This is a genomic window from Actinokineospora sp. UTMC 2448 (assembly GCF_024760565.1).
Lineage (GTDB): Bacteria > Actinomycetota > Actinomycetes > Mycobacteriales > Pseudonocardiaceae > Actinokineospora > Actinokineospora fastidiosa.
This window is the reverse complement of the sequence record NZ_CP031087.1, coordinates 4,335,199-4,348,666: the sequence shown is the minus strand read 5'-3', so window position 1 is coordinate 4,348,666 and position 13,468 is coordinate 4,335,199. Positions and strand designations below refer to the sequence as shown.

The window sequence follows — 13,468 nt, the reverse complement described above, 5'->3', positions numbered from 1 at the left end:
GGGCCCCCGTTACCGGTCAGCTCACGGCGAGCAGGTCGACCACGAAGATCAGGGTCTCGCCGGGCTTGATCACCGAGCCCGCGCCGCGGTCGCCGTAGCCCAGGTGGGGCGGGATGACCAGGCGGCGCCTGCCGCCGACGCGCATGCCCGCGACGCCGCGGTCCCAGCCCGCGATGACGCGGCCCGCGCCGAGCGGGAAGTCGAAGGTCTCGCCCCTGCTCCACGAGGAGTCGAACTCCTCGCCCGTCGAGTGCGCGACCCCGACGTAGTGCACGCTCACCACCGAGCCTGGCTGGGCCTCGGGACCGTCGCCGACGGCGATGTCCGTCTGCTCCAGGTCAGCGGGCGGCGCCCCCTCGATCGGCTCGACCTCGGGCTTCTGCGCGGCCATACCCGTACCTCGTTCTCCATCGACTGCGTTTCCGTCGGCCATCCTCGCGCGCGCCCGGCCCCGCCGCCGCACGACCCGCCGGTAACGCCCGGGGCGCCTGCGACGACACCGCAGTCAGCGGCCCCGTCACCCCCCGACGGCGGGGCCGCTCCCGCGTCCCGTCGCCCGCCGACCGGCCCAGGTCGGACGGCGGTCCGGGTGATCACCCGTAACATCCGGCGGCCGACGGCGGACATACCCTCCAACCAGGAGGTGCCGTGGACGGGATCGGGGTAGAGGTCGACTTCGACGGCGCGTCGGTCGTCGTCACGGCCACCAACGCGGTGGCCGAGGCGTTGTTCGGCCCGCGCCTGGTCATCCCGCGCGCGGAGATCGCCGCCGCCGCCCTGACGCCCGCCCGGCCCCTGCGCTCGGGTGTGCTGGAACTGACCATGCGCGACGGCGGCAGGCACCGGCTGCGCTTCCCGCACGAGCAGCGCCCCGCCTTCGCCGAGCTGGCCGCGCGCCTGCGGCCCGGGGCGGTCGTGCTGCACGGACGCGGCTCGTTCGATCAGGCGGTGACGGGCGAGTCCCACTGCTTCACCGCGCTCCGCGCCCTGACCGGGAGCGGGACCGGCGAGCGCGTCACCGTCGCCGAACTGCGTCCCGACGACGACGGCGTCCGGGTGCTCATGGACGATCACGTGGTCGGCCACCTGCCGCCGGACGCGGTCGACGCGTACGGGCCCGCGCTGCGGCAGGTCGCCGTCGCGCTGTGCCGGGCGCGGCTGTGGTGGTCCTACGAGCAGCGGGGGCTCGGTTTCATCGCCGCCGTGTCCCTCGACCTGGCCGACCCGGCCGAGGTGCTGCCGCTCAACGAGCCCGACCCCGGCCCGCACGTCGAGCTGCCGCCCGGCCGGACGTACCCGCTGCGCACCGAGTACCTGGAGACGCTGGCCGCGGCCCTGGCGAAGGCGTACTGCCCGGGGCGCGGGCTGGTCTACGGCAGCCTGCACGCCGAGGACGGCACGGTCGCCGTCCGGGTGGACGGGCGCAGGGTCGGCGCGCTGCCGACGACGACGGCCGCCGCGTTCGCCCCGCTCGTGCGCCGCTTCGCCGCCGCGGGCCTCACCTGCTACGCCGACGTCGCCCTGACCGGCACCGCGCACGCGATCGAGGCCCGGCTGCGCGCCGCCGCGCCGGAGGACATCCTGCCCGGGCTTTACTGAGGCAAGATGGCCCGCGTGAAGTGGAGCCGGGCCGTACACCACCTGACCGAGCTGGCGGAGTCCTGCGCCCGACTGGCGGACTCGCCGATCCACCCGCTGCGGGTGACCGGACTCTGGGTCGCAGGCGAGATCCTCGGCCCGCCCGCCGACCTCGACACGATCACCGTCGCCCTGGTCGTCGACCTCCCGTCGGTCCCGTGGCTGACCACGCCGCCGGGCGCGCAGCACTGGGCAGCCGCCTCCCGCCTCGCGCGCGGACCCTTCACCGCCTACTGGCGCACCGACCCGGTGTGGAACCACCGCATCCATCGGCCCGCACTGGTCTGGGACGGCCAGACGCGCGAGGACGTCCTCACCGCGCTGGCCGAGGGGCGCGGCGAGGACGTCCGCCTCCCCGCGCCGACTCCCGGGGAACTCGCCGCGCGGGTGGCGGAGGAGACCGCCGTCAGCCTCGCCGCCCTCCGCGACCGGTCCGCCCACTACGCCGAGCACCGCTGGCGGCCGGGCAAGATCGAGCCCCGCGCCGACGCCCTCTGGGAAGCGGGCGCGGGCTATCTCGACCTCCTCGAAACGGCGGAAGCCCGGAAATAGCGCTTTAACACATCGGATGCCCTTCAGGAAAGCCCTTTGACCGCGGCATCGGGCTGCCCGAGCCCGCCGCCGTCACGCTGAGCGAGCGGCGCAGAAGGTTAAAAGTTATGGCTTCCACGCTGTGGAAACGCGATGCAGAATCCCTGGCGGCGATGGTCGGCGAATAGGGCTCGCAACCGGTCCGGCTATCGCGATCACGTCCCGATCCCTGCATTCGAGAGGGCGCATCCCTGTGAAAAGAACAATCGCGACCCGATGCTGCGTCGCGCTGGGCGCCGCGGCGCTCATGGTGACCTCGATGGGCACACCGGCCGCCGCCGATCCCGCCCCCGACAAGATGGACCGCGGGTGCGCGTTCACGCAGAACGTCGTCGACGGCGTCGAATATGACGAATACATCGTCGCGTTCAAGCCCGCCGCGGCCGGGCAGGCCCGCCAGGACGCCCTGCGCGCGGCGGGCAAGCGCCACGGGGTCGAGCTGAGCGAGGTCCGTAGGCTCGCCACCGGCGCGCACCTCGTGCGCTCCGGGCGCAAGCTCGACGCCGAGCGTTCCCGCGGCCTGCTGCGCGCGCTCGCCGCGCGGCCGGACGTCGAGTACGTCGAGCCCAACACCCGCTTCCACGCCACGGCCACGCCGAACGACCCGCAGTACGGCGACCAGTGGCACTACTTCGAGTCCACGGCGGGCATGCGCCTGCCGACCGCGTGGGACACCGCCGACGGGGCGGGCGTCACCGTGGCCGTCGTCGACACCGGCCGAACCGCGCACTCCGACCTCGACGGCAACACCGTGGGCGGCTACGACTTCATCAGCAACTCCACCAGCTCCCGCGACGGCGGCGGCCGGGACTCCAACCCGCAGGACGAGGGCGACTGGGTCGAATACGACGGCGCCTGCGGGCCGGACAGCAGGCGGAGCAACTCCTCCTGGCACGGCACACACGTGGCGGGCACCATCGCCGCGGTCACCGGCAACGGCCGGGGCGTGGCGGGCGTGGCGCCGAAGGCGCGGATCGTGCACGCGCGCGTTCTCGGCCGCTGCGGCGGGACGCTGGCCGACATCGCCGACGCGATCGTGTGGGCCTCCGGCGGCTCCGTCTCCGGCGTGCCCGCCAACCCGAACCCGGCCAAGGTCATCAACATGAGCCTGGGCGGCGGCGGCTCCTGCGGCAGCACCTACCAGAACGCGATCAACAGCGCGGTCGGCCGCGGCGCGACCGTGGTGGTGGCGGCGGGCAACTCCAACACCGACGCGGCGTACTCCCAGCCCGCGAACTGCGCGAACGTCGTCACCGTCGCCGCGCTCGACCGCGGCGGGGACCGCGCGGCGTACTCCAACTACGGCAACGTCGTCGACGTCTCCGCGCCCGGCGGCGAGACCGCGACCCGCACCAACGGCGTGCTCTCCACGCTGAACACCGGCACCACCACGCCCGGCAGCGAGTCCTACGCGTTCTACCAGGGCACGAGCATGGCCACCCCGCACGTCGCGGGCCTGGTCGCGCTCATGCTGGGCGAGCGGTCCACGCTGACTCCGTCGGACATCGAGTCGCGGTTGAAGGCCGCGGTCCGGCCGATCCCGGGCTCCTGCTCGGGCGGCTGCGGCGCGGGCCTGGTGGACGCGGCGAAGACGATCGCCGACCTCGGCGGCACCACCCCCGACCCGCAGCCCGGCGCGCAGCTGCTGCGCAACCCCGGCTTCGAGTCCGGGGCGGTGGACTGGTCGAGCACCCAGAACGTGATCACCGCCGACGCCACGTATTCGGCGAACAGCGGCTCGTGGAAGGCCTGGCTCAACGGTTACGGCCGTAACCACACCGATACCCTGTCCCAGTCCGTGAGCATTCCGGCTTCCGTGACGTCCGCGACTCTGTCCTTCCATTTGGGGATCGATTCCGAGGAGACCGGGAGCGTCGTCTACGACACGCTGCGTGTGCAAGTAGTCGGTTCCGACGGTTCGGTGCTGCGGACGCTGGCGACCTACTCCAATGTCGACGAGGCGACTGCCTACCAGCGGCGTTCCTTCTCGCTCACCGAGTTCCGGGGCCGCACGGTCACGATCAAGTTCACCGGAACCGAGGACGCGTACCTCGCCACCTCATTCCTGATTGACGACACCGCGTTGTCGACCGGCTGATCACGGACGGCGGTGTTCCCCGCGCGGGAACACCGCCGTTCCCTCGGGGAGGGCTTTTCTCGCGCCGATCGGGAAATTACGGTCCTCGGCATGAACGCCGATCAGCCGCTCCGGTTCGCCGATGTCCTGCGGTCGGCGGTGCGCGAGCGCGGCGTCCCGCTCGACCGCATCGCCGACCACCTCCGCCGCCGCGGCACCCCGGTGAGCCAGGCGACGCTGAGCTACTGGCAGTCCGGGCGCAGCCAGCCCGAGCGGGCGCGGTCGCTGGCCGCGCTGGCGCAGCTGGAGCAGCTGCTCGGCATGGAGGAGGGCGGGCTCGCCGCCCACCTCGACGCCCCCAAGCCCCGCGGCCGCGCCGTCCGCAGGCCGACGCCGGTCCACCGCGGCCCGTCCTGGGCCCCGGCCAGCGACTTCGCGCGCATGGTCGAGGGCATGGACCTCAGCCGCGACGCCGACCTGACCCGGCTCAGCCTGCACGTCCGCGTCGACGTCGGCCGCGACCGGTCGGGCTACCTCGAACGCGCCCGGCAGGTCCTGCGGGCCGAGAAGCCCGGGATCACCGGCCTGGTGGTGCTGTCGTGGGCCAACGAGGGCGGGCGGTCACTGCCGCTGCGACCGGTCCGCAACTGCACGATCGGCCGGGTGAACGTCGACGATGACACCGGCCAGGTCGCCACCGAGCTGCGCTTCGACCAGGTGCCCGAGCCGCAGGGGACGATCGTCGTCGAGTACGAGTTCATGGTCGCCAGCCAGGGACCGGACATCGACCACTTCGAGAACATGCCCCGGATGCCCGTGCGCGAGTACCTGCTGGAGGTCGGCTTCCACCCCGAAGCGCTCCCGCGCCACGTGGTCGCCTTCTCCGACGTCGACGACACCCACCGCGCCCGCGCCGTCGCCCTCGACACGTCTCACACGGCGCACATGGTGGCCCACAACCTCACGCCGGGGCGGTACGGGATGCGCTGGACGTGGCGGTGATCCCCTCGCGCAACCCCTTGACCGCCAACCGGTCCGCCCGCTCGTTCTCCGGATGCCCGGCGTGCCCCTTGACCCAGTGCCACTCGACCTCATGCCGCGCGGCGGCCTCGTCGAGCTCCCGCCACAGATCGGCGTTCTTGACGGGCTGCTTGGCACTGGTCTGCCAGCCGTTGCTCTTCCACTTGGGCATCCACGCGGTGACGCCGTTGCGGACGTAGGTGCTGTCTGTGTAGATGTGCACGACGGACGGCCGCGTCAAAGTCTCCAGAGCGCGGATGGGGGCGGTCAGCTCCATGCGGTTGTTGGTCGTGGTCCCGGGCTCACCGCCGTACAGCTCCCGCTCGTGCCGCCCGTACCGCAGCACCGCACCCCACCCACCCGGCCCGGGATTCCCACTGCACGCCCCGTCGGTGTAGATCTCCACCACAGCCTCGTCCCGCACGCCGGCGATCCTAGCGCCGGACCCTTGCCCGCCCCCTTTACCGCGACCAGCGTTACCAGCCGCGCTCCCGCCACTCCGCGACCTTCGGCCGCTCAGCCCCGAGCGTGGAGTCGTCGCCGTGGTCGGGGCAAAACCACGTGTTGTCGGGGAGCTCGGCGAAGACGCGCGCCTTCAAGTCGTCCATCAGGCCGATGGCGTCGTCGGCCCACGAGAAGGCGAGGCACACCCCTGTCCCATGGCTGAGATTGACAACTCGTATGCCCTGAGGTGTGCCGTCGACGTGGAACAGTAGTCGACGGGGTCGTGTGGTGTTCGCTGATGGGCAGCGTGTGCGGCAGCACGACGGGATGGCGAGCGACGTTCTCGGCCGCGGCGGGTCGGGCAGGCTGAGGTCGACCAGGTGCGCCACCTCGCCCGCATGTTCGCCACGCAGGACCACCTCTTCGGCAGCGGGCCTGTCCGCCGATGCAGTCGTCACCCCAACTCAGCACCTTCGCGCACTGCTCCACGGCGGCTTCGCCACCGAAGCAGTGCGGCAGCGCCTGTTCTCCGCGGTGGCGGACATCGCTGGCATAAGCTTCGACGCCAAAGCCCATGCTCAACCGAACGTTGTTTCCGGTTCGGGGTCGGTGGTGCCACTGAGGCCGGTGGGCGACCGGACGACGCACTCAACTTCGCCGAGACCGCCCTGGTCCGCGCCGACCGGCTGCCCCTGTGGTCAACGCCGCCATGCACACCCACCGCGCCCGCGCCCTGGCCTGGCCGGGCGCACCGCGAAACTGACTGCCTCACCGCCACCGGCCACGCGCAGGACGCCTTCGCCCGCGGCGGCGGGGACGAACCGGACTGGATCACCTACTACGGGCCCACCTCGAACGCGACCTTGGCCGCGCCGTGCTGCACCTGGCGGTAAACGGCGGCGACCACACCTCCGCCCAAGCCACCTCACCGCCACGATCGACCGCTTTCCACAACACCAATCGCTGGGCAAGACGCTGGCCAACCTCGCCCACCTCACCATGGCCCGTGACGATCCGAACCACGCCGCCCTCTCGGCCACGGTGTCCTCGACAGCTTGGGCCCGTCCGCTCCAACTGAGTGTTCGATGCGCTGCGCCAACTACGCATGCGGGCCGCCGCCACCCGAAGATCCCCGCGGTGCGGAAGCTCAACGCATGCATCGGCAGGTGCCCTCAAGCCAGCCTGACACAGCTTCTTGCGGACACGAGCGGGGCTACGTCAAGGCGTTTCGGATGTCGGGTTAGGTTCCCACCTGGAACATCCACTACGACAACCTCAAGCCTGCGATCCACCGGGTTTATAATTGTTCAACTTGTTCCGAGCGGGTTCCCTTTCCGGGGTCGGGGTGCTCACACGTCGGCCTGCTGATCGATCGCGGCCTCGTAGAAGGCGTCCGCAATCGCGATGATGACAGCGTTGAGGCCAGGCCCGTCACTGAAGAAGTAGTCGGCCATGGTGTTGTGTGCCTCCTGGTTGTCTACCACCGCCTCGATGACTGCCGTGTGGAAGTCCTGTGACTCTATGAACTGCTTCTTCGAGTTCACCTTGGTCTGGTTGATCAGATCCGGGTAGGCCAGCAGCCGTTGCACCAGTCCCAGCACGAACTCGCGAACCTGCCACGCGGTGAATGACTCGGCGCCGAACAGGTCGTTCATCTTGTCGATGACGACCTGAAGCGCGACGTACTTCGGCTCCTTGCGGGTTCCGGTGCCCGCGGCGCTGATGCCTTTCAGCTCACCGTCGCCGGTGAGCGAGATGTCGACCGGGGCTCTCTTGTTGAGGTTGACCCCGACTAGGACCACATCGGAGAGATCGACCGCAGCGGACCAGGATGAATCGGCGATGACTCTCTCAAAGAGCCGCAGGAAGATCGACAGCATCTCCATTTGCGGGTCGCCGTAGTCGACGATCTGGCTCATGAAGTCGTAGAGCCGGACCAAGGTGGAGACATCCTTGCGGAACAGATCGAGGGTGTTGAGCGTGACCTTGTCGTCGGCCTCGATCGCGGCCGCGTAGCGGCGGGCGAACTCGTTCTTGGCCGGGCTGATGGCAGCCGAGAGCGCGTTGTTGCCCTTCCGGGTGACCCAAAGTTCGGCGACCTCGCGCACCTGCTCTGGGGTGTAGATCCCAGCCTGGGCCAGCTTGGTCGCAAGGTGGAACACGACGTATGGGTCGGTCTCGGTCTCCAAGGTGGCGTTGGTGAAGTACGGCTCGAACGCTGCCTTGATGTCCTCGGGCTTGTTCACGAAGTCGATGACGAACGTCTTGCGCTTCTGCTCGCCGCCCGCGGTGCGATGGGTGCGGTTGAGCCGCGAGAGCGTCTGCACCGCGGTCACACCGGCGAGCTTCTTGTCGATGTACATCGCTGAGAGCAGCGGCTGGTCGAACCCGGTCTGGAACTTGTTGGCGACCAACATGATCTGGTAGGTCGTGCCCTTGAAGGCGGCGGCCAGGTCCGCGCCCGCGCCGGGGTTCAGGTTGGCCTCGGTGAACTCGTCGTCCTTGCTCGGCTGCGGCCCCCAGTCAGAGACCCACACCTCGTCCTCCGCCATCGTAACCGAGCCGGAGAAGGCGACCAGGGCGCGGTAGTTGTATGAGTCGTCGACGGCGGCCCGGTTGGCGATGTAGGCGTCGATCGCTTTCTTGTACTTCACCGCAGCCTTGCGCGAGTCGGTCACGACCATCGCCTTCGCCTTGCCCTCCAGCAGGTGGGCGACGTTGATGTGGAAGTGCTCGACGATGATCTGCACTTTCTGGCTGATGTTGGTGGGGTGCAGCTTCACCCACCGCATCAACCCCTTCACCGCCGCTGCTTCCTCCACCACCACCTCACCGTCGCCGCTCTCGGCCTGACCGGCGATCTTCAGCGCGGTGTCGTAGGACTGGTAGCCCCTGAGCACGTCGAGGATGTAGCCCTCCTCGATCGCCTGCCGCATCGAGTAGAGGTGGAACTCGACCGGCTTCCCGTCGGGCCCCTTGCGGCCAAAGAGCTCGAGTGTCTTGTTCTTCGGCGTCGCGGTGAACGCGAAGTAGGAGATGTTCTTCGACTCGGCCCGCTCAGCCATTTCCGCGGCTAGGATCGACTCGACGTCGACTGAGCCGCCCTCCTCGATCTCCTTGATCTCCTCGGCGGTCAACACTGCCTTGAGCTTGGCGGACATACCCCCAGCCTGCGAGGAGTGCGCCTCGTCCGCGATCACCGCGAATCGCTTGCCTTTCAGGCCCTTGTCAGCGCGGATCTCGTCGAGGGCGAACGGGAAGGTCTGCACCGTAACCGCGATGATCAGCTCACCGTTCTTCAACGCCGACGCTAACAGCCCGGACTTCGACTTGGCTCCCGCCTTGCGGACATCCTCCGGGCTGATTGTGGCCACGATCTTCCCTGAACCGTCGATCTGCCGGATCGCCTCCTGGAGTTGCCCGTCGAGGACGGTGCGGTCGACGACCACGATCACCGAGTCGAAGACCTTCTTGTCGTTGACATGCAGCCGTGCCAGCCGATGCGCGGTCCAGGCGATGGTGTTCGTCTTCCCCGACCCTGCCGAGTGCTCGATCAGGTAGCGCTGCCCCACACCTTCTTCGCGCACCGCCTCCACGATGTTCGTCACGGCCTCCCACTGGTGGAACCGTGGGAAGAGCATGCTCGTGCGCCGCACCGAGGTGCCGGTGGCGACGTCCCATTCCTCCTTGGTCTCCACGATCATCAGCCGACCGATGATGCTGAGCCAGGCGTGCTTCTCCCAGACTCGCTCCCACAGGTACGCCGTCGCCGACCGCCCGCCCACGGCAGGCGGGTTGCCTGCACCGCCGTCGTTGCCCATGTTGAACGGCAGGAAGTGCGTTTTCTCGCCCTCTAGCCGGGTGGTCATGGCGGCCAGATCGTTGGAGACCGCGAAGTGCACCAGGGCCCGGTGCCCGAAGGACAGCAGCGGCTCCTGCCGACCGTTGGTCAGTGGGTTCCGGTTCTTGCGGTACTGGTTGATCGCCTCATCGAGCGACTGGGTGAAGTCGGTCTTCAACTCGACGGTGGCGACCGGGAGCCCGTTGATGAAGAAGACCAGGTCGATGCTGCGCTGATCAGCGGTGGAGAAATGCACCTGCCGCATCACCCGAACCCGCATCGCGGCGTACTGCTCAGAGGTGGTCGTGTTCAGGCTGGTCTCGGGGCGGAACTGCGCCAACTTCAACCGGCCGCCGCCGATGTACTGCACGCCGTTGCGCAGGATGTTCAGCATCCCACCGCCGTGTTCGAGCGGCTTGTCGAGCGTCGTGGCTAGCACGTCGAGGAACTTCGCTTGCGACCCCGCGGCTCTCAGGGCCTTCTCGTACGCCGCGTGCTGGGTCTCCTCCAGCCACGCGAACAGGTCCTCGGGGAACAGTGCACGCTCCCGGTCGTATCCGGTGTCATCTGTTGAATAGAACCACCCGTGGTCGGCCAGATAATCGCAGATCTCGGACTCGAAGACGCCCTCGTGGTGGTCCATCACACCGACTCCCGAACGTCGATCTGCCCCGTCACCGCGGCCGTCATCAGCGCAGTACGCCGCTCACGAGCTAGCTCGATGAACCGCTCACTCTCGGTGACCAGCTCATCGATCTTGGCAGTCTGCCTATCCAGGTGTGCAGCAATGCGGCGCTGCTGCTGAATGGGGGCCGTCGGCACCCGAAGGCCCTTAATATCGTCGAGCGCCAGCTGCATCTTCGCGCCGCCCGCTGCGCCTTCGTTGAGTTCGTCCTGACCTGTCGTGGTGAGCATGAACCAGCCGATGAATCTCGGATCCACCCGATCGCGTTCCAGACGGCAGAGAGCGACGTGCTGGCTGACATACGCGCCCACCCAATCGCCCTCGACCACGGCTACGGAGCCCAGATATGCGGTGATCGACAGGAGCAAGTCGCCTTCCTGGAGCATCGTTCGCGAGCCCTCTGTCACGTTGGCTGGAAGGTCCACGAGCTGGATGTCACCACCGATTTCGAGGTTGGCTCGCGGCAGGTTCCCGATCCGAAGGAAACGCTTCCCCTGATCCGCGTAGTAGTCGCCCCAGCCACGGGAGCCGCTCGTCAGGAACTTGATGTATCGGCGCAGTTGGACGTTGGGTTCACCAAGAGGAGAGAACGACGCATCGATGACAGCCTGACGACGCTCGCGAAGCATCTTGATGAGGCGCTGCTGCTCCTTGATGAGCGTGTCGATGCGGTCGGTCTCGCGGGCGAGATAGTCGGCGATGGCGCGCTGCTCATCCGGCGGCGGTACCGGGATCGCCATGCGTAGGAAGACATCTGGGTAGAGCCGTAGCCGCGAGGACCAGATGCCGCGTGAGTTTCGAGTCATCTCCATCACGTACGGGGTCGATCGGTAGAGGTAGTCATAGAATGCCGGATTGAAGGGCGCCTCTGTGCGTGCGCTGTAAACGCCATACGCCGGGCTCACGATCCCGGGCTGCCTCGCAACGCCGAGCGCTCCCATCCACGCCCACATCGTGTTGATGACAAGATCGCCGCTTTTCACCAGACGGTAGCCGTCGAGATTTTCAGCAGCAGTCATCGTCACGTTCTTCTGCGACTTCGGAGTGACCCCTGTCAAATGCGAAACGCTGAGGAGCTCCTCCGAGCCATCGACAGTGACGGCCTGCGACTCGACCAGCAGCTCCTTGTTCCGAGTCCAGCGCCAGTGGCTCGGAACCTTGCTGGCCCAAGCCTGCTCGAGATCGAACTGTGCCTTCGTCACCCCTCCACCTCCCGCAGCAGGTCGAGGATCTTGGCAACCTGCTTCTCCAGGTCGGCGTCGATCTCGGCGAGGGGGCGTGGAGGGACATACTTGTAGAAGTGGCGGGTGAAGGGGATCTCGTAGCCAGTCTTGACCTTGGCCCAGTCGATCCAAGCGTCGGGGACGTGTGGCTTCACCTCGGCGTCGAAGTATGCCTGGATCACCTCGGTCTTGCCGTCCGCTCCGGCTGTCGAGCCACCGTAGGTGAACGAGACGTTCTCGGCGTCGCGTTTCTTGGCGTCCGGCTTGAGCTTGCCCTTCCGGTCGACGATCGGCTTGCCGTCCTCGCCGAGTAGGGGCCGCTCGACGATGATGGTCCAGTAGCCGAACTCGTCGTTGCGCAGCACCTTGGAGTAGTCCGGGTCAGCGTCGGTGAATGCGGCGTACAGCTTTACCACCTTGTCGCGGTCGGTGTCGCTGATCTCGCGCCCTTTGGAACCGAGGTTCTTGCGCATCTTGGTCCAGAATGAGGTGCCGTCGATGAGCTGGACCCGTCCCTTGCGGTCGGGGTGTTTGGTGTTGTCGAGGATCCAGATGTAGGTAGCGATGCCGGTGTTGAAGAACATGTTCGTCGGCAGTGCGACGATGGCATCGACCAGGTCGGTCTCCAGTAGCCACTTGCGGATGTTGGACGGTCCGGATTCAGCGGCACCATTGAAGAGCGGCGAGCCGTTCATCACGATCCCGGCCCGGCCGCCGCCGTCCTCCGGTGCCCGCATCTTGTGAGCCAGGTGAAGCAGGAACAGCATCTGCCCGTCAGAGGTTGCCGGGAGACCGGGAGCGAACCGGCCGTGGGGGCCAGCCGACTCCTTCTCCTTGATGACTGCCTTCGCATACTGCTTCCAGTCGACGCCGTACGGCGGATTAGACATGCAGAAGTCGAACTTGCGGCCCTTGAAAGCGTCGTCAGTGAGAGTGTTGCCGAAGGCGATGTTGGTTGCATCGTGGCCTTTGGCGAGTAGGTCGGACTTGCAGATCGCGTACGACTGTGGGTTGTACTCCTGCCCGAACAAGCTCAGCTTTGCGTCGGGGTTGTACTGGAGCAGGTGCTCCTCGGCCAGGGCGAGCATCCCGCCGGTGCCCGCCGTGGGGTCATATAGCGTGCGGACGATACCGGACTCGCCCAGCTCGGCGTCTTTCTCGGCGAAGAGCAAGTCGACCAGCAGTCGGATCGCGTCCCGCGGGGTGTAGTGGTCACCGGAGGTTTCGTTCGCAGCCTCGTTGAACTTGCGGATGATGTACTCGAAAGCATCACCCATGTCTGCGTTGGAGACGACGTCCGGATGCAGGTTGACGGCCTTAAAGGAGGTGATGACCGGACGCAGTAGCTTTGCCTTCTCCAGGGCGAGAATTTCCTTCTTGAAGTCGAAGTATTCGAAAACATCGATATCCGGTGAGAACCGGTCGATGTAGTCGGCCAGGTTGTCCGCCAGCCCGTCGGCGTCCTCTAGCAAGTTGGTGAAGGAGTAGTTCGAGGTGTTGTAGAAAGGACGGCCGGTCGCCTTTTTAACCTCAATCTTGAGCCGGTTCGGGTTGTCGAACTTCGCCGCCAACTCTCGCACTGTCTTTAGGTCGCGCTCAAGGATGCAGTCGAGGCGGCGCAGGATTGTGAGCGGGAGGATCACGTTGCCATACTGGTTGGGGCGGTAGGGACCCCGCAGTTGGTCTGCAATCGACCAGATAAAACTACCGAGGGTGCTCACAAGACTCCTTACGATGCTCACTCGACGACGAATGTTGGACGCCCAACGCGAGTTTTACGCGCTGTCCGACCAGGCGGCGCGCAGTCTGCAGCAGCCGATGCGTCACAAGAGCATCATCGCGCATCAAGGCTCTGGCGCGACGAGAACCACACCCACGCAGGTCAAGGGGGCGTGCTACTACTCATGGACGGCTTGCTAAGGCCGGTCGGTGCGCCGTGCGTCGGCAAG

8 protein-coding genes and 2 pseudogenes are annotated in these 13,468 nt (G+C 67.4%); 4 read left to right on the top strand and 6 right to left on the bottom strand.

The window, feature by feature from the left end:
- Window positions 1-16: 16 nt before the first annotated feature.
- Complete coding sequence (locus tag Actkin_RS19755; protein ID WP_189210997.1) at window positions 17-391, bottom strand: FKBP-type peptidyl-prolyl cis-trans isomerase; 375 nt, start codon at window positions 389-391, stop codon at window positions 17-19.
- A gap of 257 nt (window positions 392-648) precedes the next feature.
- Between Actkin_RS19755 and Actkin_RS19750 the strand changes: the two genes are divergently transcribed.
- From Actkin_RS19750 to Actkin_RS19735, 4 genes and pseudogenes are all read left to right on the top strand, one after another.
- The gene (locus Actkin_RS19750; protein WP_258903743.1) at window positions 649-1,599 is read left to right on the top strand and encodes a hypothetical protein; all 951 of its coding nucleotides are present in this window, start codon (window positions 649-651) and stop codon (window positions 1,597-1,599) included.
- 6 nt (window positions 1,600-1,605) lie between these two features.
- Entirely contained in the window at window positions 1,606-2,190 is a 585-nt protein-coding gene (locus tag Actkin_RS19745) for a DUF7711 family protein (protein WP_189210995.1), read from the top strand.
- 286 nt (window positions 2,191-2,476) lie between these two features.
- Window positions 2,477-3,745: pseudogene (locus tag Actkin_RS19740) on the top strand (S8 family peptidase); the annotation flags it as partial.
- Between the two features lie 672 nt (window positions 3,746-4,417).
- The gene (locus tag Actkin_RS19735; RefSeq protein WP_189210994.1) at window positions 4,418-5,308 is read left to right on the top strand and encodes an XRE family transcriptional regulator; all 891 of its coding nucleotides are present in this window, start codon (window positions 4,418-4,420) and stop codon (window positions 5,306-5,308) included.
- Here Actkin_RS19735 and rnhA read toward each other — a convergent pair.
- From rnhA to Actkin_RS19710, 5 genes and pseudogenes are all read right to left on the bottom strand, one after another.
- Window positions 5,268-5,750 carry a ribonuclease HI gene (gene rnhA / locus Actkin_RS19730; protein WP_258903741.1) on the bottom strand — a complete coding sequence of 161 codons (483 nt, stop codon included), beginning with the start codon at window positions 5,748-5,750 and terminating at the stop codon, window positions 5,268-5,270. The two genes, Actkin_RS19735 and rnhA, sit on opposite strands and share 41 nt — an antisense overlap.
- Window positions 5,751-5,802: 52 nt before the next feature.
- Window positions 5,803-5,937: pseudogene (locus Actkin_RS19725) on the bottom strand (MBL fold metallo-hydrolase); the annotation flags it as partial.
- Window positions 5,938-7,119: 1,182 nt separating this feature from the next.
- The gene (locus Actkin_RS19720; RefSeq protein WP_258903739.1) at window positions 7,120-10,254 is read right to left on the bottom strand and encodes a type I restriction endonuclease subunit R; all 3,135 of its coding nucleotides are present in this window, start codon (window positions 10,252-10,254) and stop codon (window positions 7,120-7,122) included.
- Window positions 10,254-11,498, bottom strand: coding sequence for a restriction endonuclease subunit S (locus Actkin_RS19715; RefSeq protein ID WP_258903737.1), 1,245 nt, complete (start codon window positions 11,496-11,498; stop codon window positions 10,254-10,256). The genes Actkin_RS19720 and Actkin_RS19715 overlap by 1 nt, the downstream gene beginning before the upstream one ends.
- The gene (locus tag Actkin_RS19710) at window positions 11,495-13,240 is read right to left on the bottom strand and encodes an HsdM family class I SAM-dependent methyltransferase (RefSeq protein WP_258903736.1); all 1,746 of its coding nucleotides are present in this window, start codon (window positions 13,238-13,240) and stop codon (window positions 11,495-11,497) included. Before Actkin_RS19710 ends, Actkin_RS19715 begins: the two co-directional genes overlap by 4 nt.
- Window positions 13,241-13,468 lie beyond the last annotated feature (228 nt).